This window comes from Coprococcus intestinihominis (assembly GCF_040096555.1).
GTDB lineage: Bacteria > Bacillota > Clostridia > Lachnospirales > Lachnospiraceae > Coprococcus_A > Coprococcus_A intestinihominis.
Genome location: NZ_JBBMEK010000019.1, coordinates 1 through 25,987, shown reverse-complemented (window position 1 = coordinate 25,987; position 25,987 = coordinate 1). Strand labels below are relative to the sequence as shown.

At 45.7% G+C, this 25,987-nt stretch carries 21 protein-coding genes, 1 pseudogene and 1 riboswitch; of the genes and pseudogenes, 6 read left to right on the top strand and 16 right to left on the bottom strand.

All coding sequences use genetic code 11. The annotated features are described in order from the left end of the window. A pseudogene (locus WMO25_RS02915) lies at positions 1–182 on the top strand (DUF1836 domain-containing protein); the annotation flags it as partial. Here WMO25_RS02915 and WMO25_RS02910 read toward each other — a convergent pair. Beyond that, positions 146–274 carry a hypothetical protein gene (locus WMO25_RS02910; RefSeq protein WP_253060055.1) on the bottom strand — a complete coding sequence of 43 codons (129 nt, stop codon included), beginning with the start codon at positions 272–274 and terminating at the stop codon, positions 146–148. The pseudogene WMO25_RS02915 and the gene WMO25_RS02910 overlap by 37 nt on opposite strands. 117 nt (positions 275–391) lie before the next feature. Here WMO25_RS02910 and pdxR point away from each other — a divergent pair, with 117 nt between their 5' ends. Next, positions 392–1,834 carry a MocR-like pyridoxine biosynthesis transcription factor PdxR gene (pdxR, locus tag WMO25_RS02905; protein ID WP_349084009.1) on the top strand — a complete coding sequence of 481 codons (1,443 nt, stop codon included), beginning with the start codon at positions 392–394 and terminating at the stop codon, positions 1,832–1,834. Between the two features lie 7 nt (positions 1,835–1,841). Here pdxR and xdhC read toward each other — a convergent pair whose 3' ends face one another. The 14 genes from xdhC to WMO25_RS02835 form a co-directional block, all read right to left on the bottom strand. Beyond that, positions 1,842–2,306 carry a xanthine dehydrogenase subunit XdhC gene (xdhC, locus tag WMO25_RS02900; protein WP_215631601.1) on the bottom strand — a complete coding sequence of 155 codons (465 nt, stop codon included), beginning with the start codon at positions 2,304–2,306 and terminating at the stop codon, positions 1,842–1,844. Then, positions 2,299–3,186 carry a xanthine dehydrogenase subunit XdhB gene (gene xdhB / locus WMO25_RS02895; RefSeq protein WP_349084008.1) on the bottom strand — a complete coding sequence of 296 codons (888 nt, stop codon included), beginning with the start codon at positions 3,184–3,186 and terminating at the stop codon, positions 2,299–2,301. Before xdhB ends, xdhC begins: the two co-directional genes overlap by 8 nt. 16 nt (positions 3,187–3,202) lie before the next feature. Beyond that, a complete protein-coding gene (gene xdhA / locus WMO25_RS02890; protein WP_349084006.1) occupies positions 3,203–5,491 on the bottom strand; it encodes a xanthine dehydrogenase subunit XdhA in 2,289 nt (762 codons plus the stop codon). A 262-nt stretch (positions 5,492–5,753) separates the two neighbouring features. Continuing rightward, positions 5,754–7,022, bottom strand: coding sequence for an amidohydrolase family protein (locus tag WMO25_RS02885; protein ID WP_349084011.1), 1,269 nt, complete (start codon positions 7,020–7,022; stop codon positions 5,754–5,756). A 149-nt stretch (positions 7,023–7,171) separates the two neighbouring features. Continuing rightward, a riboswitch (purine riboswitch) is annotated at positions 7,172–7,269 on the bottom strand. Between the two features lie 30 nt (positions 7,270–7,299). After that, entirely contained in the window at positions 7,300–7,752 is a 453-nt protein-coding gene (locus WMO25_RS02880; RefSeq protein WP_015514670.1) for a (2Fe-2S)-binding protein, read from the bottom strand. Then, positions 7,749–8,612: an FAD binding domain-containing protein gene (locus WMO25_RS02875; RefSeq protein ID WP_349084004.1), complete on the bottom strand. Its 864-nt coding sequence runs from the start codon at positions 8,610–8,612 to the stop codon at positions 7,749–7,751. Before WMO25_RS02875 ends, WMO25_RS02880 begins: the two co-directional genes overlap by 4 nt. A gap of 104 nt (positions 8,613–8,716) precedes the next feature. Then, complete coding sequence (locus tag WMO25_RS02870; protein ID WP_349084002.1) at positions 8,717–9,247, bottom strand: hypothetical protein; 531 nt, start codon at positions 9,245–9,247, stop codon at positions 8,717–8,719. A 2-nt stretch (positions 9,248–9,249) separates the two neighbouring features. Further along, positions 9,250–10,194, bottom strand: a complete 945-nt coding sequence (locus WMO25_RS02865; RefSeq protein ID WP_015514673.1) for an ABC transporter permease — start codon at positions 10,192–10,194, stop codon at positions 9,250–9,252. Beyond that, positions 10,187–11,245, bottom strand: a complete 1,059-nt coding sequence (locus WMO25_RS02860) for an ABC transporter permease (RefSeq protein WP_349084000.1) — start codon at positions 11,243–11,245, stop codon at positions 10,187–10,189. The genes WMO25_RS02865 and WMO25_RS02860 overlap by 8 nt, the downstream gene beginning before the upstream one ends. Next, positions 11,242–12,765 carry an ABC transporter ATP-binding protein gene (locus WMO25_RS02855; RefSeq protein WP_349083998.1) on the bottom strand — a complete coding sequence of 508 codons (1,524 nt, stop codon included), beginning with the start codon at positions 12,763–12,765 and terminating at the stop codon, positions 11,242–11,244. The genes WMO25_RS02860 and WMO25_RS02855 overlap by 4 nt, the downstream gene beginning before the upstream one ends. A 127-nt stretch (positions 12,766–12,892) precedes the next feature. Continuing rightward, on the bottom strand, positions 12,893–13,990 hold the full coding sequence (locus tag WMO25_RS02850; protein ID WP_349083996.1) for a BMP family protein: 1,098 nt from the start codon (positions 13,988–13,990) through the stop codon (positions 12,893–12,895). Positions 13,991–14,007: 17 nt separating this feature from the next. Further along, a complete protein-coding gene (locus WMO25_RS02845) occupies positions 14,008–16,092 on the bottom strand; it encodes a xanthine dehydrogenase family protein molybdopterin-binding subunit (protein WP_015514677.1) in 2,085 nt (694 codons plus the stop codon). A 1-nt stretch (position 16,093) separates the two neighbouring features. Then, a complete protein-coding gene (gene ade / locus WMO25_RS02840; protein WP_349083994.1) occupies positions 16,094–17,854 on the bottom strand; it encodes an adenine deaminase in 1,761 nt (586 codons plus the stop codon). 9 nt (positions 17,855–17,863) lie between these two features. After that, positions 17,864–18,589 carry a GntR family transcriptional regulator gene (locus tag WMO25_RS02835; RefSeq protein WP_349083992.1) on the bottom strand — a complete coding sequence of 242 codons (726 nt, stop codon included), beginning with the start codon at positions 18,587–18,589 and terminating at the stop codon, positions 17,864–17,866. A 425-nt stretch (positions 18,590–19,014) separates the two neighbouring features. Here WMO25_RS02835 and WMO25_RS02830 point away from each other — a divergent pair, with 425 nt between their 5' ends. Continuing rightward, positions 19,015–20,391 carry an MATE family efflux transporter gene (locus WMO25_RS02830; protein ID WP_227081614.1) on the top strand — a complete coding sequence of 459 codons (1,377 nt, stop codon included), beginning with the start codon at positions 19,015–19,017 and terminating at the stop codon, positions 20,389–20,391. A gap of 40 nt (positions 20,392–20,431) precedes the next feature. Here the strand turns inward: WMO25_RS02830 and rpoN are convergent, their stop codons facing one another. Beyond that, positions 20,432–21,808 carry an RNA polymerase factor sigma-54 gene (gene rpoN, locus WMO25_RS02825; RefSeq protein WP_208728692.1) on the bottom strand — a complete coding sequence of 459 codons (1,377 nt, stop codon included), beginning with the start codon at positions 21,806–21,808 and terminating at the stop codon, positions 20,432–20,434. Between the two features lie 456 nt (positions 21,809–22,264). Between rpoN and WMO25_RS02820 the strand changes: the two genes are divergently transcribed. From WMO25_RS02820 to WMO25_RS02810, 3 genes are all read left to right on the top strand, one after another. Continuing rightward, on the top strand, positions 22,265–23,788 hold the full coding sequence (locus WMO25_RS02820; protein ID WP_349083989.1) for an acyl CoA:acetate/3-ketoacid CoA transferase: 1,524 nt from the start codon (positions 22,265–22,267) through the stop codon (positions 23,786–23,788). A gap of 105 nt (positions 23,789–23,893) precedes the next feature. Further along, positions 23,894–24,670, top strand: coding sequence for a polysaccharide deacetylase family protein (locus WMO25_RS02815; protein WP_349083987.1), 777 nt, complete (start codon positions 23,894–23,896; stop codon positions 24,668–24,670). A gap of 120 nt (positions 24,671–24,790) precedes the next feature. Next, a complete protein-coding gene (locus WMO25_RS02810) occupies positions 24,791–25,843 on the top strand; it encodes an aldose epimerase family protein (RefSeq protein ID WP_349083985.1) in 1,053 nt (350 codons plus the stop codon). Positions 25,844–25,987 lie beyond the last annotated feature (144 nt).

Below are 25,987 nucleotides of genomic sequence, written 5' to 3'. Positions count from 1 at the left end.
TTTGGCATGTGTTTCAATTAGATATGGCCGATGCCAGAAAAGATACCGACCATAACACAGAAAAAGAGCATGGCACTTTCTCTAACGAGAAAACCATGCTCTGCAATATGATCATCACTGTTGCCCACAAAATCTATCTGGACCGCTATTTCTCTTTATTGAGAGATGAAGATACCATCTGAACAAAGTACTGATGCAGCCGGTTATCGCCATCCAGTTCCGGATGAAAAGAGATGGCCAGCTGTTTATTTAATTCATATCTGTTTTCTGCCATGATTTTCGTTCTCCTTTGTTTACATCTAAGTTTTTTTCCATTATAATGAAATCTGAACATAAATAAATAGCCATTTTGATATTATTTAAGATGGCCAGATTGGAGGTTACATGCCAGATGCTTACCTACTCTTTTGCCGGAACAGGGTCAGATTCTTTATATGAACATTTATATAAATGCATACGAAATGATATATTATGCGGGAATCTCTCTATGGGAGAGAAACTGCCGTCCAAACGAAATTTTGCCAAAAATCTGGGCATAAGCACCATCACTGTTGAGAATGCCTATGCCCAGTTAATCGCCGAAGGCTATATTTATTCTATCCCCAAAAAGGGCTATTTTGTTTCCGATATCCATACGATCCTTCCTGTGGAACAGATGCATCCCTTTGAGGAAGACAACGGTTCTTCCTCATCCATCGACAGCCCATCCATGATTCAAAAAGCTGATATGGAAGAAAGCCTTCATTTTGCTGTAGACTTTACAAGCAACCAGACAGATTCAGAATATTTTCCCTTTTCTATCTGGTCAAGACTCATCCGGGAACTGCTCAGTGACAGTCAGCAGAAGCTGATGATCAATCCTCCCTGCGGTGGTATACTGGAGCTTCGAGAAGCCATTGCCAGACATTTGAAGGATTTTCACGGTCTGCACGTCTCCCCGGAACAGATTATCATCGGGGCCGGAACGGAATATTTATACGGTATCCTCATTCAGCTGCTGGGCTTTGACAAGAAATACGCCATTGAGGATCCAGGTTATCACAAAATCGCCAAAATATACAACAGCCACAATGTGGACTGTGATTATATTGCCATGGATGACAGCGGCATCCGGATTTCAGAACTGGAGGAGAAAAATATCGATGTCATTCATATTTCCCCTTCCCATCAGTTTCCAACGGGTATCACCATGCCTATCGGAAGACGATACGAACTCCTTGGATGGGCTTCAAAAGCGCCTTCCCGCTATATTATCGAAGATGATTATGACAGCGAGTTTCGTCTGACTGGCCAGCCAATCCCAACCCTTCAGAGCATCGATGTTCTTGAGAAAGTGATTTATATCAATACTTTTACAAAAACACTGGCCTCCACCGTCCGTATCAGCTATATGGTACTGCCGAAACATCTGGTGAAGGCCTATTATGCCAAGATGCAGTTTTATTCCTGCACGGTATCCAATTTTGAACAATATACACTGGCTGCCTTTATCAACAAAGGACACTTTGAAAAACACATCAACCGTCTGCGTATTCACTATCACGACAAGCGGGATATGCTGCTGCAGTGCATCAAAAGCAGTCCTCTTTTCAATCATGTCACCATCAAAGGTGAGGACGCCGGTCTGCATTTTCTGATGAAGATAGACACCGAACTCACGGATGAGATCATCTGTCAGCGGGCAGCAGCCAAAGGCATCCGCATTATGCCGTTATCCAAATATTACTATCACCCGGAGAAAGCCATACAGCATATACTGGTAGTCAACTACTCCTCCCTGACACAGGAACAGATGACAAAGGCCACCCAGGCTTTCAATGAGATTCTCGGATAGATAATTATTAATAGCCCACCACTTTTTCCAGAGCGTTCAATATATTCTCATAGCCGGTACAGCGGCAAAGATGCCCAGAGATGAGCTTTCGGAGTTCGTCCCGGGTATATTTGCGTCCTGTTCCGATTATCTCCACCGCAGACATAATAATGCCCGGTGTACAAAAACCACACTGGACCGCTGCCTCATCCACGAAAGCCTGCTGGATCTCCGAGAGTTCTCCTGTCGGTGACTGCAGTCCCTCCACTGTAAGAATGTGTTTGCCCTCAGCCCACATAGTCAGATAGATGCATGAGTCGATAGCTTCTCCATCCACCAGTACAGTACAGGCACCGCACTCTCCCACTTCACAGCCTTTTTTCACACTGGTCAATCCCAGATGATTACGCAAAGTATCAAGCAAAGATTCTCTGTCATCAATGGCCAGTTCCACTGCTTTGCCATTCACATTCATATGGATAATCTTAAGCATCGACTTCACCTCCCCCATTTCTTATGGCCTGCGCCATAGCACGTTTTGCCAGTTCCTCCACCAGCTGCAGACGAAATTCCTTCGAGGCACGCCATGAAGTTCTCGGATTCACTTCATTCAAAACACCTTTGCCGGTCTGAAGAAGCAATGCATTTGAAACAGCCTGCCCTGAAACTGATTTTTCTGTCTCCGGACATCTGACAGGCGTCGGTGCCGCCACGCCGTAAGCGATCCGCATGTCTTCGACAACTTTCTTATCCCATGACAGCTTCACCAGACAGGCGCACCCCAGGGTCGCGATCTCCATGGCATTTCGCTTGCCGTATTTGATGTAGCATCCGGTGTACCCTTCATAATCCCTGCGTCTGATACGGATGGCCGTCATCACTTCCTCATGGCGGCGTACGGTTTTACCCGGACCTGTATAAAATTCCTGAATCGGCACCTGTCTGATGCCCTCCGGGCCCGTCAACTCCAGAATCGCATTATAGGCAAACAGAGATGACGCACTGTCCGCACTGGTGACACCGTTGCAGACATTGCCGCCAATGGTGCCGATATTGCGGATCTGCGGGCCGCCCACCTGATCAACGGCATATCCAAGCATCGGAATATGCTGCTGCACCAGCGGATGCGCCGTGATATGAGAAAAACTCGTTCCCGGACCGATCACGATGGTTCCGTCTTCTTCCATTGTCACCCCTTTTAATACCGCAATATTGTGAATGCTGACAAGGGATCGGCCTGCTAATTTGCCTTCTCTGATCTTGATCAAAACATCACTGCCGCCGGAAATAATCTCTGCATCCGGCCATTCCTGCAATTTCCTGATTGCATCCTCTACACTGGCTGCCTCATAAAATGATCCAATATCATACATAATGTCATCCCCCCGCCTATATCAGTCCTTTTTCTTTGAATGCTGCCACCAGTCTCTGAGGCTCCATCGGAAGCTGATTAAAGCCAATGCCTGTTGCCTGCAAAACTGCGTTTCGGATAGCCGGTGCCACCGGAATAGCCGGCGGTTCTCCCAGGGCTTTGTTGCCGAAAGGTCCTGTCGGATCCTGCAATTCTATAAACTCAACATTCAGCTCCGGTGTATCCATGGCCGTCGGCAGCTTGTAATCCAGAAGATTGTTGTTCAGCGGTTTTCCCTTCGCATCATACATTAATTCTTCACTGAGTCCATAACCAAGGCCCATGCTCATACCGCCATGCACCTGGGCCTCAGCCAGTTTTGGGTTCATCAGAATACCGCTGTCATGGACATTGATAATCTTCAGTACATTGACTTTGCCTAACGGCATATCCACTTCCACTTCCGCAAAACAGGCACCGCTGGCAAATGTATTCTCTTTGCAGTGGCTGGTGGCCTCAGCAGTGATATGGACAGAACGTTCCAGACTGTACAATGCCTCTGTCGCCAGTGCCTCCATTGTCAGCAGTTCTTCGCCCTCTGCTGTCACAATCATATTATTGCGGATATCCAGTGTCTGCTGATCCATCTTCAATTTCCAGGCTGCATATTCAAGAATCTTTTCCTTCATCATCTCTGCTGTTTTCTTCACAGCCTTGCCGCTGACATAAGACTGTCTGGAAGCATAAGCCCCGGTATCAAAAGGTGTGACATCTGTGTCCTGGGTGGAAACAATATACACTTTATCCTCTGTCACGCCAAGTACCTCTGCCGCCATCTGTGTAAAGACGGTATCCGCTCCCTGTCCGATCTCTGTGGCTCCCATCATCAACTGAATGGAACCGTCCTGATTCAATACCATACGGCATGTGGCAGTTTCAAGAGAAATCGGATAAACACCGGTTTTGTAACAGAAAATCGCCATACCGATACCACGTCGTCTGCTGCCTGTCTGGCAGGCATAAGCGGCTCGCTTTTCATCCCAATGCACAGCCTCTTTGCCCGCTTCAATACATTTCTTCAGGCCATAGCTGTAAAATGTAATACCGTTATGTGGATCCTTATATCCCTCTTCCATGCAGTTTTTCAAACGAAAGGCTAATGGATCCATATGAATGGCTGTCGCCAGATCATCCATCAGACACTCTGCTGCAAAATCTCCCTGTGGAATACCGTAACCACGCATGGCGCCGCCGGCCACTGTACTGGTGTAAACCGTGTAGCTCTCCGATTCAAGGGCCTTTTCATCCCGATAAAGCTGCTTGATCATATTGGAGGCATTGGCGACAATCGCATGGCCATGGGAAGCATAACCGCCCTGATTAGAAAAAGCTTCTACTCTTCTGGCCACCAGTGTACCGTCCGGTCTTACAGCTCCCTGCATATGAAAACGGATCGCATGACGCACTCTTGTATCCGCAAATGTTTCTTCTCTGGTCAGTTCCAGTTTCACCGGACGACCGCCCACTTGCAGACTTAAGAAAGCATTCAGCGGTTCATAAAGTACATCCTGTTTATTGCCGAAACCGCCGCCGATATACGGCTTGATCACTCTGACCTGTCCCCATGGAATACCAAGGGCCTGACCGATGACACGGCGGACAATATGCGGAATCTGTGTAGATGTGGTTACGGTAATCTTGCCGTTGCCGTCCTGATACGCAAAGGAAACCGGCAGTTCAATATGGCAGTGCTGTACACGCTGGGTATCATACGTCTGATCCACCAAAATAAGTCCCTTTTCTTTCACAGCTTCATCAAAGCTTTCATCACCCAGGGCGAAAGATGTATGTTTCAAAATATTATCCGGCACATTGTCATGCATAGCCACGGCTCCCTCCGCCATGGCATCTGCCACATCCACCAGTGCCGGGTATTCCTCATAATGTACTTTCACAAGTCGTGCTGCCTTAACAGCTGCAATCTCATCTTCTGCAATGACAGCTGCCACGTCATCTCCATAATAACGGACCCGCTGATTCAAAAGACGCCTGTCCTGAACATCCTGATGCGCCGCCTCCACAGACCACGGATGCCCCGGCGTACAAAAATCAATCTCCGGCACATCAAAACAGGTAACAATCTTTATAACCCCCGGCACTTTTAATGCCTCATCCAAATCAAATCCAGTCACAACACCATTGGCAATGGTACTGTGTACCACCTTCGCCACCATCATCGGCTGTGTCATCAGATCCTGCGTATATTTCGCCTGGCCCGTTACCTTGGCACGGGCATCCACACGCTGAATGTTTTTTCCAATCCCCATAACGCTCCTCCTTCCACTTTTGATGCGACGTGCAAAATTTTTCCAGTTTTTGAAAACCCAGCCCGTTAGCAGATCCATACGCAGGCACACTCGCGTTGCCCAACATTGGCAGCGGTACATAAGGCATTACAAAACAATGCCTAAGTACCGGCCATGTTGGAAGCACCTGCGTATGGATCTGCTAACGGGCTGGGCTCTTCCTAATATAATATAAATTTTGCACCTGCCGCATCTAAAAGCTGGTTTGTTTAACTGTTTTTGTTTAAAAAATCTTATTTCCGGAGACATATTTATGTAGTAGATCTCCGTTCTCTGACAAACAGATATATCGCTCTAACCGCTGTCTGAGGGTGAGGGCCTGCGGGTGCGGCATGCGGCTCTCATCGAGGACAAGGGCGTCAAGTTCGTATCCCGGTTCGAAGCTGCCGACTTTGCCGAAGAAACTGCCGCCGGCTTTTGTTCCCATCCAGAAGATTTCTTCCAGGGTCAGCGACTTCAGATTCTGATCCAGCAGTCTCCATACGAGCTTGGATACCTGTCTGGCCTCCATCATGGTTCTGAAGATGGAAAGGGTGGCACCTCCGGCTACGTCTGATCCAAGTCCCATATGCACGCCTATATCCAGCCACTTTCTCACAGGGGCAATGCCGGATGCAATGTTCATATTGCACTGCGGACAATGGATCGCGTAGGTGTCATTGTCCTTCATCATCTGTATCTCCCGTTCATCAGAGTACACACAATGTGCCATGATGGATTTTCTTCCGGGTGCTGCCAAGCCGGCACTTATGTAGGTATCCATATAGTTCTTTGAATCAGGGCACAGTTCCTTCACCCAGTCAATTTCACCGAGATTCTCAGATAAATGGGACTGGACCGCCAGATGGTTCTCAGAAGCGATTGCCCCAAGTCCCATCATCAGTGCATCAGTACAGCTCGGTGTAAAACGCGGGGTAATGATCGGACGGACATTATGAAATTGCTCCGACTGCATAAGCCATTCTCTGGTTGCTTCCAATGAGGCTTCTGCACTTTCCTCACAATAATAATCCGGGCTGTTCCTGTCCATATTGACCTTGCCCACATAGCCCTTTAAACCGGAGTTCTCCAGGAGGGCCATCAATTTCAATGTAGCCGATGTATGGATCGTCGCAAATGCACAAAAACGTGTTGTCGGACTATACTTCAGATCCTGCACAAACATACTGTATGCCTTATCCGCGTAGGCCGGTTCTTTATAACCGGATTCTTCCGGAAATGCATAGGTTTCCAACCATTCCAGCAGTTCCATGTCCATTCCAAGACCTCTGTAAGCATACTGCGGTGCATGCACATGCAGATCGGACAATCCCGGAACAATCATATGCCCTGTGTAATCCAGCACTTCAAAATGCTGATAATTCTCCGGAATCTGTGTAAATACGCCCATTGATCTGCCGTTCTCACAGATCAGATACGCATCTTCACAGAGCCTCAATGTATCAGAAGTCTCACTGTAACAGATATCACCCTTCATAATAAAATTGTTCATACTCATCACCCATTTTCATTCAAATCTGCTCCGATACTTCTGATCGGAATCGTTGGTAAGGTTTATTCAAGCATATACAGAGTTCAGGCTGATATGACTGCTTACTATCCTTCTGATAAATAAAAAGAAAGGCCGCCGTACAAGCCGACTCTCCCGCCTTCGGGAATTATAGTCGGCTGTTTACGGCAGCCGGTAGAAACGCTCAACCTGATTATGAACATATATAATCCATTGATATATTTATTTTACAGTTAATAAGTACTTCTGTCAACACCTATTATGCCAGTGACTGAATGGCATCCACCATGGCCTGATAGCCTGTACATCTGCAGATATTGCCGGATAAGCCGCGTCGGATTTCTTCTTCCGTGGGCTTCGGATTTTTCTGAAGCAGTGCCACTGTAGACATAATCATGCCCGGAGAACAGAAACCGCATTGAACCGCACCATAATCCACAAAGGCCTTCTGTATCCTGGCCAGCTCCGGATGGGCCTCAACACCTTCAATGGTCATGACCTGACATCCCTCCGCCTGAACAGCCGGAAACAGACAGCTGTTGACACTTCTTCCATCTACCAGAACCGTGCAGGCACCACAGTCACCTTCGCCGCAGCCCTCTTTTGTTCCCGTCAAATGAAGAATATCTCTCAGCACCTTTAATAATGTGGCATCTTCAGGAATTTCTGTATGACAGGCTTCTCCGTTTAAAATAAAATCTAGTGTTTTCATTTTTCACATGCCTCCCATAATTCTCTTACAAGCTGCAGTACCAAATTGTCTGCCACAGTTTTTCTATAACTTCCTGTTGCTCGAATATCATCAATCGGTGAAATATCCTCCGACAGGGCAATGGCAATTTCTTCATGAAGAGACTGCCATTTTTCTTCACTGTCCGGTCTTTTCCAGGTACGCAGCAATTCTTCTGTATGAAATGCACGAAGGGCTGTCGGGCCTGCTGAACCGATGGCGATGGTCAGGGCCGTTATCCTGCCCGCTTCCTTTTCCATATAAACGGCTACATTGATGATTGAAATGGCCAGTGCATTCCTTTTGCCGACCTTCCTGAATCTTGCGGCACCCGTCTTGAATGGAATGACAATTTCAGTCAAAATTTCCCCCTGATGAATAGCCGTTCGTCCCGGTCCCTTCATAAATCCGTTGATGGATACCATACGCTGACCAGTTTCTGACACAAGAACCAACACTGCATCCAGCGCCATCAGAACCGGCACGGTATCCGCCGCCGGAGAAGCTGACAAAATATTGCCGCCAATGGTTCCTCTGTTGCGGATCTGAGGGCCGCCCACAAGGGATGCGGCCTCAGCCAGTGCATCCATTGAACCTTGTCCTCTGAAAACATCTTCTATAAGGTCAAATGTTGTCAGACTGCCTATATGCCAGCCGTCCTTCTCTTCTCTGATGCCTGACAGTTCTTTTAATCGATGCAGACTGACAATATCTCTGTCCAGATATTTGCCCTTTTCTCTGTCCACATAGAGATTGGTGGCACCTGCACAGGCCACACGATTGCCGGATGACAGCATCTGACAGGCCTCTGTTACTGTATTTGGAATCAGCATCTGTGACATCTCTATCCCCCACTATCCTTTTTATTTTTTCGTCATCCTTCCATGACTCATATTTTATGCATTCTTTCAAAGCGCATTTTTTCCACCGGACATCTGGTCGACAGTTATTCCGTCCCGGATTCCGTTTCTTCATCTTCCGGATACTCCGTATCAAAATAACTCTTCAGATCATAGGTGACTGTATCGAATTTGTCCAGATAACTGCCGTCCAAAAAGTCATCAAAATCCTTGATATGCCAGTTGGAATCCTCATAAACAAGTCCAACTTCATAGACCATTCCCGGCAGTCTGGCTGCCTGGGAATAGTAAGCAGTGCCGGTTGTCCCGTCTTCATTGAGTTCTACTCTGTCATAATTAATAAAAAGCGGCGTCAGATACGGATAGGACCGTTCTTTCTTAAAAGCCCGGATAAACTCACTTTTATCCATAACCTTTCGGAAGTCATCTGTCATAAATTCATAAATAACCGCAGGATTCTCATACTGATAATCAATAGCCTCCGCATAGGCCATAGCTGCTTTCTCAGCGGAGACCTCAGAAGGTCCATCAGCTACATGTTTCATACTGGTCACAACCGTTATACCTGCAATGATGACAATCAGCAGTACGATGATGATTTTGGTTGTCTTCTTCATTCCTATCGCTCCAATCGGGAATAAGGAATCGTATAAGCACTCGGGAATTCCGCCTTCTTGGAAGCAAAGATCAGCGCTGCAATGGTCATGATATACGGCAGCATCAGCATCAGCTGATTGGCCATATCAATGCCCAGGGCCTGAAGACGCATCTGAAGGGCACTGGCAAAACCGAAAAGCAGCGCACCCCACATGGCTCTCACCGGCATGAAACGAGCAAAAATAACAACAGAGACGGCGATAAAGCCACGTCCACTGACAATGGATTCTGTGAAAAGATTCATATAAGCAATAGACATAAATGCACCTGCTGCACCAGCATAAAGACCGCCGATGAGTACCGCTGCATAACGGACACCTGCCACACTGATACCCTTGGAATCTGCTGCGCGTGGATGCTCGCCCACGGCACGGATTTTTAACCCGAATGTTGTTTTTTCAAGGATAAACCATGTCACAAATACCATCACATAGCTGAGATAAACCAGAATATTATGCTGGAAGAAAATCTGTCCGATCACCGGAAGGGATGATAATACCGGAATATTCACGGCTGCAAACGGTGTTACCTGAGGCGGCAGACTCTGTACACCAAAAATGATACGATATACATAAACCGCTGTACCCGCACCAAGAATATTCAGGGCAATACCCGCGATGACCTGATTGGCACGCATGGTGACTGAAAGCCATGCCATGATCAGACTCCACAGCATACCGAAAAACATACCCGACAAAAGTCCAATCCAGAGATTGCCAGTTTTATATGCTGCTGAAAAGCCTGCGACGGCTCCGATCGTCATTGTTCCTTCTACACCCAGATTCAGAATACCTGCCCGCTGTGTATAAATCTGTCCCAGCGCCGGAAGAAGAATCGGTGTTGCCAGACGGATGGTTCCCGCCAGTAAACTCACTAAAAATCCTACTGTAAAAATACTGCTAAGCATCTTTTTTCCCCTTCCTCAGTAATTTCTGCGGCCATCCGAAATGAATCGCTGTTCTTGCGATAACAAAAACGATCACCAGGCCCTGAATAATATCTACAACAGAATATGGTACTTCTGTCATACGCTGCATGGTTGCACCGCCCACAAGAAGAGCTGAAAAAAAGAAGGAAGCGATCACAATACCCAATGGATTCAGGCCACCAAGCAATGCGATGATCGTTGCGATATCCCCGTAGCCGCTGGAAAGACCTTCCAAAAGTCTGTACTGAACACCATACACTTCATTCCATCCAGCCAAACCGCAGAGTGCACCGGAAATCAGCATGGCCACCATGACTGTTTTCTTCACATTCACACCTGCATAGGTTGCGATCTTATCACCCTGTCCGATCAGATCAATCTTCACGCCCAGCTTTGTTCTCCAGAAGAAAAACATCATAAGAATAACAATGACTGCCACCACAATACCGCCGTGGATTCGCATCTGTGCAGAGAACAAAGGCAGATGATAGACATCTGGCAATACTTTTGACTGCGGGAAGCCGCCGCCGTCAGGGTCCATCATCGGACCATAAACAAGAAATGCCAGAAAATAGGTCGCAATATAATTCAGCATCAGCGTTGTAATAACTTCATTAGCATTAAAACGGTTTTTTAACCAGGCCGCCAGACCGCACCAGAGAGCACCGCCGAGAACAGACAAAATCAGGGACAGTGGAAGTAAAATCACTGTCGGAAGTCCCAGATAAATACCTGGAAGAATAGCCAGAATCGCACCAATGGTCAGCTGACCATTGGCACCGATATTCCAGAGCTGTGCCTTGTAAGCGATGGACATACCAAGTGCCATCAATGTCAGCGGAATCATTTTGACAAGGACTTCGGATATCCTGGCTTTTGAGCCAAGGGCTCCCCGAAACAGTGTTGTATATGCTTCTGCCGGGTCATTGCCTGAAATCCGCACAAGAATCGCACCCACTGCCAGTGCGAGAACAATCGTCAGTACCGCAATAACAAATTGTTTGATACTGTTGATGATTTTTGAATTCATGCCTTTTCCTCCTGTTTGTGTCCCATCATCAGCATACCAATCGTATTTGTATCGGTGCCTGCCGGAAGGATACCCATTATTTTGCCGTCATAGATGACAGCGATTCTGTCCGAGAGCTGCAGAATTTCCTCAAGATCCGCAGATACAAGAAGAACTGCTGCACCATCATTACGTGCATCCAGAATTTTCTGTCTGACATATTCCGATGCACCGATATCAAGGCCTCGTGTCGGCTGATTGGCAATAACCATTTCCGGATGATCATCCAATTCTCTGGCCAGAATGACTTTCTGCTGATTACCGCCGGATAAGGCTCTTGCATGGTCTTCTCCGGAATTGGCCTTAATCTGATACTCTTTCTGGCATTTATCCCAGTAGGCATCAATGGCCTTCTGATTCAGCAGCCCATTTTTTGAAAATGGCGCTTTGTGGAACTTCTTGATGATCAGATTTTTCTTAAGGCTCCAGTTCAGTGCCAGTCCGGTTGTCATTCTGTCCTCAGGAATATGGGAAATACCACTGTTGATATAGAAAACAGGCGGTTGATTGATCATTTCTTTTCCTTTAAAAAGGAACTGTCCGCCATCCGCTTTTCTAAGACCGGTCAGAACTTCACATAATTCCTTCTGTCCGTTGCCGTCTACACCGGCCAGACCAAGGATTTCTCCCTCATGAACAGTCAGATTAAAATCTGTCAGTGCCGGAAGGCCTTTGTCATTGCTGGCTGAAAGGCCCTTCAGTTCCACTTTCACTGCTCCGGGGGCCTTTTGGTTCTTGTCGAAATTAAACAGAACATCCCTTCCCACCATCATTTTCGTCAGTTCTTCTTTGGTTGTATGTTCATCAACCAGTTTTGATCCTATCAGCTCACCATCTCGTAAAACAGTGACTTCATCAACGATAGAAATAATCTCTTCCAGCTTATGGGTAATCAGAATGATTGATTTGCCGTCCGCTTTCATATGACGCAGCATATCAAAAAGTATATTGGCCTCCTGAGGTGTCAGAACCGCTGTCGGTTCATCCAGGATCAATATATCTGCCCCCTGATAAATAGCTGTTAAAATCTCTACTCTCTGCTGTTCACCAACGGATAACTGCCAGATTTTTGAATATGGATCAATATTCATTTTGTATTTATCTGCCAGTTCCTTCAGTTCCGTAGCCGTCTCCTTTGTATCAAGAAGAACGCCTCTTCTGGACTTTTTGCCCAGCATAACATTCTCCACAACTGTCATCGGTCTGGCCAACATAAAATGCTGATGCACCATACCGATGCCGAGAGAGATTGCTTTTATCGGTGATGAAATTTCTTCTTTGCTGCCGTTAATATAAATATCACCGGCCTCCTGCTGATATAAACCATACAGGATATTCATAAGTGTTGTCTTTCCGGCACCATTTTCTCCTAACAGACCATGGATTGAACCTTTCCTCAGATTGAAATCCACATTGTCATTGGCTTTGACACCGTTAAATATTTTTGTTATTCCCTGCATACTGACTGCCAGATTGTCCATTTACAAATCCTCCTGTGTTTGAACGTCCCTGTGTTTTTCAGAGAAGGGACACACAGCCCACGGGCTGTGCATCCATCTCCCATTGTCGGAATGATCGTCTGCACTGCAGACATGACTCCTATTCTGATTACTGAATATCTTCCGGCAGATAGTCTTTGATTTCACCAGACTGAAGTTTGGACCATGTATCCGTAATCACCTGCTTGTCATCGTCTGTCAGCCAGCCCTTAGGATCATTAATGTCTGCAATACCTAAACCACTATTTTCAGCATTGATCCAATAGTATCTGTCATCTTCTGCTCTGCCTTTGAATGTACCATTGTTGATATCATCAAAAACATTGGCAATAATGGCATCCCACTGATAAACAACACCTGATAATACATTGTTTTCAGCTAATGTCTTCTGGTCTGCTACGTTGCCGAGGCAGTACATATCTTTTTCAGCAGCTGCCTGAACAACACCAAGACCAATACCATCACCTGAATGCCAGATAACATCCACGCCAGCGTCATACATACCGATAGCTGCTTCTTTTGCACCGGCTGTATCTGTCCAGTCACCTGTGTAAACTTCCTGGATCTCGATATCAGGATTGATAGATTTGGCACCAGCCTTGAAGCCTTCATGACCACGTTTGATCTCGGAAGCATCTGCACCGCCGATAACACCGATCTTATTTGTCTGTGTTGCCAGTGCTGCGATCACACCCATTTCATAACCGCCTGCTTCAAGTTCTACATCATAGATAGCTGTGTTATCCAGTGATTTGTAACCTGTACCAAGCAGGAAATAGGTATCCGGATACTGAGCGCCAACTTTGACGATTGGCTCCATGAACTGGAAGCCATGACCAAAGATAACATCATAACCCTGATCAGCGAAATCCATCAGTGCAGGTTCGATATCTGCAACTTCATAAACATTCTCAGTTACATTCAGGTCAATCTTGTCCGGATTGGCATCTGCATACTTCTTCATACCTTCATACATTGCCTGGTTGAAAGATACGTCATCTTTTTTGCCAGGAAGAATCAAAGCCACTTTCAATTTCTTGCCTGCTGTTTCTGCTGAAGCTGTATCAGCTGTTGATTCTGCTGTTGTTGCAGCAGCAGATTCACCTGCTGCTGTCTCCTTTGAGGATGAACTGCCGCATCCTGCAAAAGAACCGACAACCATGGCCAGTGTCAGAAGTCCTGCCATCCATTTGAGTCCTTTTTTCATCTCTTTTCCTCCTTTGGCTATTTCTTTAAGCCATTTAAAATAGTTTCTATATCGAAAGGCAAACTGGTCAATCTGCCTTCTGATACCTCATTAATTGCCGCAGCGATCGCCGGAGCGATAGATACGGTGGATACCTCTGCAGCGCCCTTGACGCCCATCGGTCCCGACGGTTCATAACCATCCACATGCAGACTCTGAATCCGCGGCAAATCCATGGCCGTGGGCATCAGATACGTAGACATACTGTCATTGAGCAATCGTCCCTCTTTAAATTGACAATTCTCACCAAAGGCATAGCCCACAGACATAGCCACACCGCCTTGAATCTGTCCCGCCATCGCCAACGGATTGATAATTCTTCCTGCTTCCGTTGCTGCTGCAATATCCAGAAGCACTACCTGCCCTGTGACAGGATCCACCCGAAGCTTCACAGCCTGGGCAATAAATGTATACATCGCATGTGGGAAACCGGCGATGGAAAAACTTTCCTCACTCTCAGGGAAATCTGCTTTTCCTGTTTCCATCTCGCCTTTTTTAAAATTCTCTATGGCATTGAGCATGGCATTGCCGCCGATAAATGTGGAACGGGAACCGGCCGTAGATCCGCAGTCCAATGTTCTGTCGGTATCTGCCATCACAAGGGAAACATTGTCAAAATCTGTCTCCAGAGCATCCGCCGCCATAGCCTGCAGTGCCGTCCGGCTTCCCTGTCCGATATCTACCAGACCAAGGAAAATTGTATAATGGCCATCTGCTTCTTCAATCTTCACCTCTGCCTGATCCGGAATATTCTTGCCGAGACCGCAGCTTAGGTGCCCGCCTGCAATGCCGTATCCGACATATGGGTCCGTATTGTGTTTTCTCTCCTGCCAGAGTTCAGACTGTTCGATCAGCTTCAGTGCCCCTTTAAAGTCCACGAAATGGCGCATTTTCTGTCCGACGCCGCCGTACATGCCTGTCTCAATACCATTCTTGTAACGGATTTCCAACGGATCAATGCCTAAAAGTTTCGAAGCCCTGCTGATCAGGGATTCTGTCGCAAAAGCGCCCTGGGGTGCCCCAAAACCTCTCATGGCATGAGCCACCGGTTTATTGGTATAGCAGAGATGACTGCTGATCTTTACATTCGGAATATTGTACGGTCCTGCAAAATGCTCTGAAAAAAGGCTTAACACAGCCGGCCCCAGGCCGCCGTAAGCACCTGTATCCAGATAACCGCTGCCGTCAAAGGCCACCATCGTTCCGTCTTTCTTAAAGCCCATCTTCACATGCATATAGACCGCATGTCGTTTATAGGTTGTTGCCAGGGATTCCTGACGACTGAAAATAAGCTTGCAGGGACGTCTCGTCTTAAATGCCGCAAGAGCCGTAAACAGCTGTGCGGTACTGCCGTCCTTACCGCCGAAACCGCCGCCAACAGTGGCTGCTACAATATGTACCTGATCTTCTGTAAGACCTGTAATATCACAGACCATTCTCAAATCATGAAAAACATTCTGTGTTGAAGAACAGACAAGCAGACGCCCATCCTCCTCAATTTTCGCCATGCAGGCGTCCGGCTCCATATAGCCATGGTCCTGTATCGGCGTATAAAAATCATCTTCAACGATCAAATCACTCTCAGCAAACCCCTGTGCCACATTGCCTTTTTCGTTATCAAAACGAATCACATCATTCTCTGTATCGTCATGCACCCGGATACAGCCGGGTTTTGCTGCCATCAATGCATCCGTGACAACCTGAAGGGGTTCGTACGTCACCTGCACCATTGCCGCAGCTGCCTTTGCTGCTTCTTCGGATTCAGCTGCCACAACAGCAATGGCTTCACCAAGAAATCGTGCTTTATCCTCCACCAACAGCGGCTGATCCGGCAGAATGTCCTGAACATTGTTCTTCACAATGTCTTTCGCTGTAAAAACCCAGGCCGTCTCAGGCACCTTCGATGTATCGATATCCAAAACCCTGGCATGGGCATACGCTGATCGGACAATCGCCAGATGCAGCATATTTTCCTCATAATAATCTGCCGCATACACCGCTCTGCCGGTGGCCTTGTCCATGCCTTCCACGCGGCCCCGGCCTTTTCCCGTGTAACTTTCCATGTTACGCCTCCGTCTCTACGATCATATCAATAATCTGATGGCCCAGTACATCAATCAGGCCAAAATCTGTCAATCCCAGTTCCGGCACTGTCGGAAGAGAAATAAAGGATAACGACATAAATGGTGCTTTCATCGGGCATCCCATCTTCTCAACTGCTCCATTCATTTCATCCATCCGCTTCATCACTGTTTTCGCCGGAAGAGTGGACATCAGACCGCCAAGAGGCAATGCCAGTGCGTCAACCACCTGTCCCTCCACTGCCGAAACAAAACCGCCGTGAAGTTCCTGAAGCTTTTCGACGCAGACAGCCATATCCCTGTCATTGGTTCCCACCACAACAATATTGTGATGATCATGAGAAACCGAAGCTGCCAGAGCTCCCTGTTTCAGTCCAAAACCATGCACCAGAGCTGTAGAAACACGGCCATTTTTGCCGTATCGTTCGACAACAGCCAGCTTCAGAATATCTCTGTCCACATCCGCTGCAATCTGTCCTTCCTTGACATCCATCCACTCAAAGATTTCTTTATTAATAATCTGGTCCTTGATCAGATCAATGACACGGCATTTGGCACGTTTGCCCTCAGAATGGATGATAAACTTCTCCGCTGAAAAATCTGCACCAATATGAACGGTATCAAATAACTTCTCAGGATAAGCTTTCTCAGGCACCGGACGGGCACCATTCTCGTCTGCCACAATACGTCCGCTCTTTAACACAAGCTTCGGCTTCATGGTTGTCAGATCATCAATCAGAAGAATATCGGCGAAACGTCCCGGTGCCACTGAACCGATTTTGTCTTCCAGGCGAAAATGCTTGGCCGCATTGATGGTTGCCATCTGAATCGCCTGTACAGGGTCCAGTCCCAATTCAATGGAACGCTTCACATTGTAACTGATATGGCCTTCCTTGAAAATATCGTTGACATGCTTGTCATCTGTACAAAACATCATATTGTCTGTCGGCAGATTGTTCTTCACAATACCCGGCACCAGTGTATCTACATTGCGTTCACTGCTGCCTTCACGGATCAACGGCATAATACCAAGTCTCAGGCGTTCTAACAGCTCTTCATAATAAACTGATTCATGGTCATCACTGAGATGTCCGGCTGCGTAAATATTCAGATCATCCACACCCAGTCCAATGGCATGGCCATTACAGATCTTGCGTCTGTTCAGGCTGGCCAGTATCTTTTCTAAATATTCTTCCTTCATACCAAGGACTTTGGAAGGATCCAGTTCACCAAGGCTCACTGCCTCATCCAGTTCCAGCAGCTGCGTTACTTCCTCAACCCCCAGCACACCGCCTGTTGTCTCAAGTCCAGGCGCTGTAGGTACTCTGGAAGGGATCTCAAGAAGCAGTCTGAAAGGCAGCTTCTCTGAATCCTTGATCATTGCCAGCAGACCGTCAATACCTGCCACGTTGGCAATTTCCATGGCATCCACACAAAGTGTTGTTGTTCCCCATGGAATAATCACCTCACCCAGAGCTTCCGGTGTCAGAAGCGTCGTCTCGATATGAATATGAGAATCTATAAGGCCCGGAACAGCATAAGCGCCCGCGCCGTCAATCACCTGATCCGCCTCTGTTTCAACACGTCCAACAGCCACGATTCTTTCATTATAAATACCGATGGAGGCCGGATAAATCTCCCGTGTAAAAACATTCACCAGCTGGATATTGTCAATACGCATATCCAGTTTACGTGTGCCTTTTGAAGCCTCCAGTTCTGTTTTCATAATTGCTGCTGTATACATAACTTCCTCCTATATCTTCTTTCGCAGTACTTTATGACTGAGAATACCGTCCACATAATATTCCCTGGAATACAAAAGCGGTTCTCCCATAAAGCTGTATCCAATCTCATCCATATATAAAAGCGGTGCCTGCCTGTCCACATTCAAAATCTCTGCCAGATCCTCACCGGCTGCAACCGCCCGGATCTCCGTCAGATCCATATAAATCTCCTGTTCACAGCACTGTTCAATAAACTTAAACACCGGCTCCTTAAGAAGCTTGATATCATAACCCTCTTTGGCATTGGCCTCCGCAATATAATCCATACAGTAAATCGCCGGCCGTCCATCTGCCGTTACAAGGCGTTCCGAAATCAGCACAAGATCACCTTCTTCTATATGAAGTTTTGCAGCTACTTCCTTCTCTGCAGGAATCTTGTCAATACGCTCAATCTTCATATCCGACACATAACCGGCATCCGAGACCATCTCAAGAAACTCTTTCTCAAGATCCATTCTTGTCGTTGCGTTTAGAATATGCGGATTCACAATCGTTCCCACGCCATGCTTCCGACTGATAAATCCTTCCCTTTCCAAAGCGGAAAGGCAATCTCTGATCAGTGTCCGGCTGACCCCCATCTCCTTGGCCAAAGTCAGCTCCGGCGGCAGCTTTCTGCAATTTGCATAGCAGCCCTCTCTGATCTCATGGAGCAACCGCTGTGTAATTTCTTCAGACAGCAGATTTCCTTCACTCATGTTCTATTTCCTTCCTAAAAATCCCCGTTAATTAAGTCATGGAAAATTGGTACGACCTATATAGGTATGACCTATTTTTATATAGTATACTTTTTTTCAATAAAACTGTCAATATTCCTTTGTATTAAATGACATTTTCTATAATAAAATAGCTATTTTCTATAAATATATTTAAAATACGTCGTCATTTTAATCATGTTGTATTTTAAAAATCTTCAAAAATAACTATTTTTTTCACAAATTACCTTTGCCATAAAATACATCCAATGTTATACTAACTATTGTCTTTAATTAGTTTACTATTCAACAAATAGATTGCTGCGAAATCAGTACCATCCGAAACAATGAACAAATGAACAGCTCATTGTTAGGATAAACTCATTTTTCGCAGCTCAAAAATTTTTGAAAGAAATGAGGAATCTTTTATGACAACAACTACTCACCCGATGGCGGACAAACCCATCGGACAATTGCTGCGCCAATTTGCCGTTCCAAGTATTATTGCCATGCTGGTCAGCTCTCTTTACAACATTATCGACCAGCTGTTTATCGGCCAGAGCATTGGTCTTCTTGGCAATGCAGCAACAAACATCGCCTTTCCTCTGACCCCCACTTGCGTTGCCTTCAGCCTGATGTTTGGTATCGGCGGTGCCGCCCGTTTTAATCTGGCTATGGGAGCCGGACGAAAAAAAGAAGCCGCTGCCTATATGGGCAACGCACTTCTGATGCTTGTTTCCTGCGGTATTGTACTCTGTATCATTGTCCGACTTTTTCTGACACCGATGCTTCTGCTTTTTGGTGCTACCGATCAGGTTCTTGATTATGCCAGAACTTATACCGGCATTACTTCCCTTGGATTTCCTTTCCTGATTCTTGCCACTGGCGGCGGTCATCTGATCCGTGCCGACGGCAGTCCGCAGTTCTCAATGATCTGCAATCTGGTGGGGGCTATCGTCAATACAGTGCTTGATGCATTGTTCATCTTCGGTTTTCATATGGGTATGGCTGGTGCAGCTTATGCAACCATTATCGGTCAGATTATCTCGGCACTTCTTGTAATCCGCTACATGTGTCATTTCAAAACAGTACCCCTGCATCTGAGTGAATTAAAACCGAAGGTAAATTATATCATGCATATCGTTCTGTTGGGGGCATCACCTTTTATTAATCAGATTGCCATGATGATCGTACAGGTCGTCATGAATAATTCCCTGAGTCATTATGGTGCACTTTCCTCTTACGGAAGTGAAATTCCGCTGGCCTGTTCCGGCATCATCGCCAAGGTTAATATGGTGCTTTTCTCCATGATCATCGGTATCTCTCAGGGCATGCAGCCAATCGCCAGTTACAACTATGGTGCCGGTAATTACGGACGGGTGCGTAAAGTTTTGCATCTGGCCTTAAAAGCAGGTTTTGTGATATCGATCATCTCTTTTCTGCTGTTTCAGTTCCTGCCCAGACAGATTATCAGCCTGTTCGGCAGCGGCAGTGAAGATTATTTTACCTTTGCTGAAGAATATTTCCGCATCTATCTGTTTTTCACATTTGTAAACTGTCTTCAACCTATTGCCTCCAACTTCTTTACAGCTGTAGGTAAAGCTCAGAAGGGTATTATCCTGTCACTGACAAGACAGATTCTTTTTCTGCTGCCCTTAATTATCCTGCTGCCGTATATCATGGGCATTGACGGTATTATGTACGCCGGTCCATGCGCCGATCTGGCTGCAGCTCTGCTGTCCATTTATCTTGTTGTTAAAGAAGTGAATATTCTTAAACAGAAAGAAGCAATACATGCCCAATAACTTTATGAAGATAAAAAAACTGCCAGCGGCAGTGAAAGCCTTAAAATACTTTCCTGCCACTGGCATCTTTAATTCCCATTGCCTCACGATACTTGGCAACGGTACGTCTTGATATCTTAACACCTCTCTCCGCCAGCTTCTCAGACAAAATTCTGTCACTGTACGGTTTCTCGTGATTCTCATCCGTAATGATTTCTTTCAGAAGATTCTTGGCTGTATCAGCTGTTGCCGCATTCTCATTACCGGCCTTGCTGATGGCACCAATAAAGAAATAGTTCATCGGGAAAATTCCCCATGAGCACTGAAGATACTTGTCCTTCACTGCCCGGCTGACTGTGGATTCATGGATTCCTACCATCTCAGCCACATCCGCCAGTTTCAAAGGCCTCAGATACCCCGGACCATATGTAAAGAAACGTTCCTGTACATCCACAATACACTTTGAAACATTCATCAACGTCACATTTCTCTGTGAAACACACTGCATCACCCATTCTGCCTGTTTCACCTTTGTTGTGACATAATCCTTCGTCTCCTTGTCATTGCCTGCTTTTAACATGTTGCGGTAATATCCATTAATAGACATCTTCGGATACATATATTCATTCAGCAAAATCTCATAATAATCCTTCAGCTTCACAACCGTTACATCCGGTGTGATATATTTCAGATTCTCTCTGGAACTGAAACTATTACCCGGCTTCGGATTCAATTCACGGATCACTTCCATGGCCTGAAGCACATCATCCACCGTCACCTTCAGCTTCCTTGCAATCTGAGGCAGCTGATTCTTGCCAAGCTGTTCCAGGTAATTCGCCGCAATCTTCCTGGCAATCGTATCTTCAATTTTCTGACGGTCCATCTGAATCAAAAGGCACTCACTGAGATTCCTTGCGCCCACACCGGCCGGTTCCAGGCTCTGAACAATCTGAAGCATCCGGGCTACTTCATCCTCTTCTGTCTCCAACTGGGCAGCAATCTGATCTGTTTCTTCCGTCAGATAACCTCTGGAATCCAGCAGATCGATCAGATACTCCGCAATTGCCTGCTCCTTATCAGTTAAAGGAATGGTCACCAACTGACTGATCAGGTACTCCGCCAAATCCTCCCCTCTGTTGTCACTGACATTCCACATATCCTGGTTGTCATCATCGTCGCTACTGTATTCCTCCGAATAATAGACACGATTCTGCTCATCACTGCTTGCAAGCCATTCCAATTTCTTCTGCAGCTCCGCATCCCGCTCAGATTCCCTTGACTTATCAAATTTCTCTTCTATATCAACAACCGGATTCTCCACCGCCAGTTCTTTGAGATAAGTGTCCAGTTCCTGAGCACTCATTTGAAGAATTTCTGTCGACTGAATCATTCGTTGTGATAATCCGAGAGTCTGAGTAACTTCCATTTTCAGATCCACATTAGTTCCTCCCTTATTTAACAATAATACGCACTTACTCTCCTATTATAATCTATTTATCGTCAAATTGCCACATAAAACGACGGAATAATCATTATTTGCCCTTGTTTTAACTATCTTTTATCTGCTGCATGCCCATTTTGAAATTTATTTTGCATACTAATAATTCGTCATATATCATATTATTCATACATAATCTTTGCTTGTTCTTAGTATTTTTCACCATTTTTGAAAGTTGTTTATTTTTTGTCAACCCCTGTTTTTTAGTTATTGTCAACATATTTCAACTCTCTCTTTTGGATGTTTTTATTGATAATATTCATATTCGGCATGAGTCTATTCCATTTTATCAAAAAAGACGTATTTACAAATTGTACTAATTTACATTATAATAGAAGAGCAGATAGGTATCTGTTACGCATGTAATTGATACAGATAAAAAGGAGGAACTTTAAAATGGCAAAATTAATGACAGCCGAAGAGGCAGTAAAAGCCTATATCAAAGACGGTATGACAATCGCTACTAATGGTTTTGTTGGTGCAGTACAGCCAGAGGGCATGATGAGAGCGATCCAGAAATCATTCCTTGAAGAAGGTACACCAAGAGACCTCACACTTGTACATGCAGCTGGACAGGGCGGCGGTAAAGATGCAGAAGGCAACAATGTAGGTCAGGTTAACCACCTTGGCGAAGAAGGTCTTCTTAAGAAGGTCATCGCCGGACATTATGGACTGGCTCCTAGAATTCAGAAGCTCGCTCTTGAAAATAAAGTTGCTGCATATAACATGCCACAGGGTTGTCTCTCTGAATTATTCCGTGAGATCGCAGCAGGCAGACCTGGTCTTTTAACTCATGTAGGTCTTAACACATTCGTTGACCCTGATGTTGAAGGCGGTATGCTGAATGATAAAGCACGTGAAGAAGGCAGCTATGTTAAGAAAGTCAACTTCAACGGCGAAGAAAAACTGTTCTATCCTAGCTTTCCTATCGATGTAGCACTTATCCATGCATCTTATGTTGATACACAGGGTAACTGTTCTCTTGAAGAAGAAGGTACTCTTGCTGATATCCTTCCAATCGCTCAGGCAGCTTATACAACAGGCGGTAAGGTTATTGTTACTGTTGAAAAGAGCCACTATGTTGAATATGGTTCTCTTGATACACGTTTTGTTCAAGTTCCTGGTATCTATATCGAAGCAATCGTTCTTGTTGACAGCGACTGTGCTAAACAGACAAATGGTTCTTACCACAACGAAGCTTTCTCAGGCGAGAAGAGAATTCCTATGTCTGCAATGGAGCCAATGCCAATGAGCGCTCGTAAGATCATCGCTCGTCGTTGTGCAATGGAACTTAAAGCTGGCGCTGTTGTTAACCTTGGTATCGGTATGCCGGAAGGTGTTGCTAATATCGTAGCTGAAGAAGGTATCGAAGGCATGGTTCTTACAACTGAGTCCGGTACAATCGGTGGCGTTCCTGCTTCAGGCGGTGACTTCGGTGTTACAACTAACCCTGATACAATCCTTCATCAGAGCTTCCAGTTCGACTTCTACGATGGTGGTGGTCTTGATATCGCTTTCCTCGGTCTTGCTCAGTGTGATAAATTTGGTAACATCAACGTTTCCAAGTTCGGTCCTAGAATCGCTGGCTGTGGTGGTTTCATCAACATCACACAGAACACACCAGTTGTTGTATTCTGTGGTACATTCACAGTTAAAGGCAAGAACAAATTCCTTGAGAATGTTGAACAAATCACTTTCTCAGCTGACTTCGCTAACAAGACAGGTCAGAAGGTCCTCTATGTAACAGAATGCTGTGTATTCCAGCTTACAAAAGAAGGCATCGAACTGATCGAAGTTGCTCCTGGTGTTGATATTGAGAAAGATATCCTTGCTCATATGGACTTCAAACCTATCATCAAAGATGTTAAGGTTATGGATGAAAGAATCTTCAAAGATGAGATCATGGGTCTTGCTAAATAATAAGCCATACATAACAGTATGAATTCTTTTAGCCGGTATGCTTTATGCATACCGGCTTTTTTGACATCATATACTATTCTAAAATGATCATGGAGACTTTATGCCATGAAACACTCCCTTTCACTCTTTCTGAAAACAGGCTGCACAGTCTGCACGCTTCTGCTCCTCTCTCTGGCTGTCTTTCACTTTTTCAAGCCATCCCTTTCCTCACTTCCCGTCTTCGCAAGGTTTGAACGCAAATTGCCCATTTACTGTGTGAACACCGACAAACCTCAGGTAGCTATTTCCTTTGACGCGGCCTGGGGCAATGAAGATACCGAAACCCTGCTTTCCATTCTCGACAAATACAATGTCAAAACCACATTTTTTATGACCGGAGGCTGGATTGAATCTTATCCCGAAGATGTAAAGAAAATCGCTGCAGCAGGTCATGATCTTGGAAATCATTCCGAAAATCACAAACAGATGTCTCAGCTCTCTTCCGATGAATGTCTCGCTGAAATTCAAAAACCTCACGATAAAGTCAAAGAACTCACCGGAACAGAAATGACTCTTTTCAGGCCTCCTTACGGTGACTACAACAACACATTGATCGAATCTGCCAACGCTCTCGGCTACCATGTGATCCAATGGTCTGTCGATAGTCTGGACTGGAAAGACTACGGCGCTGACAGCATCGTGGACACCATATTAAACCACAAAGCGCTTGGAGACGGCGCTATCATCCTGATGCATAATGGTGCCAAATACACAAAAGACGCATTGGAGCGTGTTATCACAGGTCTTCAGGACAAAGGGTATGAAATCGTCCCAATCTCCCAGCTAATCTACACAGGAAAATATCATATGGACAATACAGGGCGCCAATTCAAAGACGAATAAACTGGATTTTTACCTCAAAATGTATTATACTATTTACTGAATATATCACGCATTTGCAAAATTTTTTTGATAATAATCAAGGAACTATTTTGTAATGACGAATAAGATGAGGTGAAAGAAATGAGCGTTACACGCCGCAAATTCGGCAAAACCAAAGATGGTGAGCCTGTCACATTATATACGATTACCAACAAAATGGGCAACTCCGTTTCCATTATGGATTATGGTGCCACTGTTCAGTCTATCAATATTGTAGACGCCGAGGGTGAAGTTATCGACTGCTGTCTCGGTTACAATACAGTTGCAGAATACGAAGAACACACAGACTTCATGGGGGCCTGTATCGGCCGCGTGGGCAACCGCATCGGCGGAAGCAGTTTTTCTCTGAATGGCCAGACTTATACACTGGCAGCCAATGAGGGTGAGAACCATCTCCATGGCGGTTTGAAAGGTTTTGACAAGCAAATGTTCAAAGCCAAGATCGACAGTGATGATACCGTTACTTTCGGCCGTATCTCACCTGACGGCGAAGAAGGTTATCCCGGTGAATTTATGTTCATCGTCAGCTATACATTTGATGACTGTGACAATTTTGTTATGAACTACACAGGCTGGAACAACTCTGAGACACTGGATACCATTGCCAGCATCACAAACCATACTTATTTTAACCTTTCCGGAGAAGATGCCGGCTCTATTCTGGATCATACACTAGAACTCTACGCTTCTTCTTTCACAGAGGTTGATGAACATCTGATTCCAACTGGAAAGCTTTTAGACGTTGAGAATACACCTTTTGACTTCCGTAAAGGCAAAACCCTTGGTCAGGATATCAACGCCGATCATCCACAGTTGAAACTGGCCGGTGGCTATGACCACAACTTCTGCATTGACGGCGAAGGCATGCGTCCATGCTGCACACTCATGTCCCCAAAGACACGACTTAAGATGTATGTCAGTACAGATATGCCCGGTGTTCAGATCTACACCGGCAACTTCATCTCCGAATCAGAAGGCAAAGCCGGTACAGATTACCATCACTATGACGGCATCGCTATTGAGACACAGTTCTACCCTGATGCGCTCAACCATCCTGAATTCCCGTCACCGGTACTGAAGCCTAGAAAAGAATATCGCTATACAACCGTGTACCAGTTCTCTGCCGACGAATAAAACGCTTCGTACGGCTGAATAATTGATGGAGCGCTTCCATATTTATCAACAACGAACTTTAAAAGGAGCTTATCCCATACAGGCCCGCTCTCGCTGCCAGCACCTAGCAGCGGTACATAAGGCAGTACAAAACACTGAGATCGG

Coding starts and splice junctions, on each gene's coding strand:
- WMO25_RS02845 (WP_015514677.1), bottom strand. CDS start 16,092: ATGGAAAGTTACACGGGAAAAGGCCGGGGCCGCGTGGAAGGCATGGAC.
- WMO25_RS02880 (WP_015514670.1), bottom strand. CDS start 7,752: ATGAAAACACTAGATTTTATTTTAAACGGAGAAGCCTGTCATACAGAA.
- WMO25_RS02855 (WP_349083998.1), bottom strand. CDS start 12,765: ATGGACAATCTGGCAGTCAGTATGCAGGGAATAACAAAAATATTTAAC.
- WMO25_RS02875 (WP_349084004.1), bottom strand. CDS start 8,612: ATGTCACAGATGCTGATTCCAAATACAGTAACAGAGGCCTGTCAGATG.
- xdhB (WP_349084008.1), bottom strand. CDS start 3,186: ATGTATGATATTGGATCATTTTATGAGGCAGCCAGTGTAGAGGATGCA.
- pdxR (WP_349084009.1), top strand. CDS start 392: ATGCTTACCTACTCTTTTGCCGGAACAGGGTCAGATTCTTTATATGAA.
- WMO25_RS02885 (WP_349084011.1), bottom strand. CDS start 7,022: ATGAACAATTTTATTATGAAGGGTGATATCTGTTACAGTGAGACTTCT.
- xdhC (WP_215631601.1), bottom strand. CDS start 2,306: ATGCTTAAGATTATCCATATGAATGTGAATGGCAAAGCAGTGGAACTG.
- WMO25_RS02870 (WP_349084002.1), bottom strand. CDS start 9,247: ATGAAGAAGACAACCAAAATCATCATCGTACTGCTGATTGTCATCATT.
- ade (WP_349083994.1), bottom strand. CDS start 17,854: ATGTATACAGCAGCAATTATGAAAACAGAACTGGAGGCTTCAAAAGGC.
- WMO25_RS02865 (WP_015514673.1), bottom strand. CDS start 10,194: ATGCTTAGCAGTATTTTTACAGTAGGATTTTTAGTGAGTTTACTGGCG.
- WMO25_RS02860 (WP_349084000.1), bottom strand. CDS start 11,245: ATGAATTCAAAAATCATCAACAGTATCAAACAATTTGTTATTGCGGTA.
- WMO25_RS02815 (WP_349083987.1), top strand. CDS start 23,894: ATGAAACACTCCCTTTCACTCTTTCTGAAAACAGGCTGCACAGTCTGC.
- WMO25_RS02810 (WP_349083985.1), top strand. CDS start 24,791: ATGAGCGTTACACGCCGCAAATTCGGCAAAACCAAAGATGGTGAGCCT.
- WMO25_RS02820 (WP_349083989.1), top strand. CDS start 22,265: ATGGCAAAATTAATGACAGCCGAAGAGGCAGTAAAAGCCTATATCAAA.
- xdhA (WP_349084006.1), bottom strand. CDS start 5,491: ATGGGGATTGGAAAAAACATTCAGCGTGTGGATGCCCGTGCCAAGGTA.
- WMO25_RS02850 (WP_349083996.1), bottom strand. CDS start 13,990: ATGAAAAAAGGACTCAAATGGATGGCAGGACTTCTGACACTGGCCATG.
- WMO25_RS02835 (WP_349083992.1), bottom strand. CDS start 18,589: ATGAGTGAAGGAAATCTGCTGTCTGAAGAAATTACACAGCGGTTGCTC.
- WMO25_RS02910 (WP_253060055.1), bottom strand. CDS start 274: ATGGCAGAAAACAGATATGAATTAAATAAACAGCTGGCCATCTCTTTT.
- WMO25_RS02830 (WP_227081614.1), top strand. CDS start 19,015: ATGACAACAACTACTCACCCGATGGCGGACAAACCCATCGGACAATTG.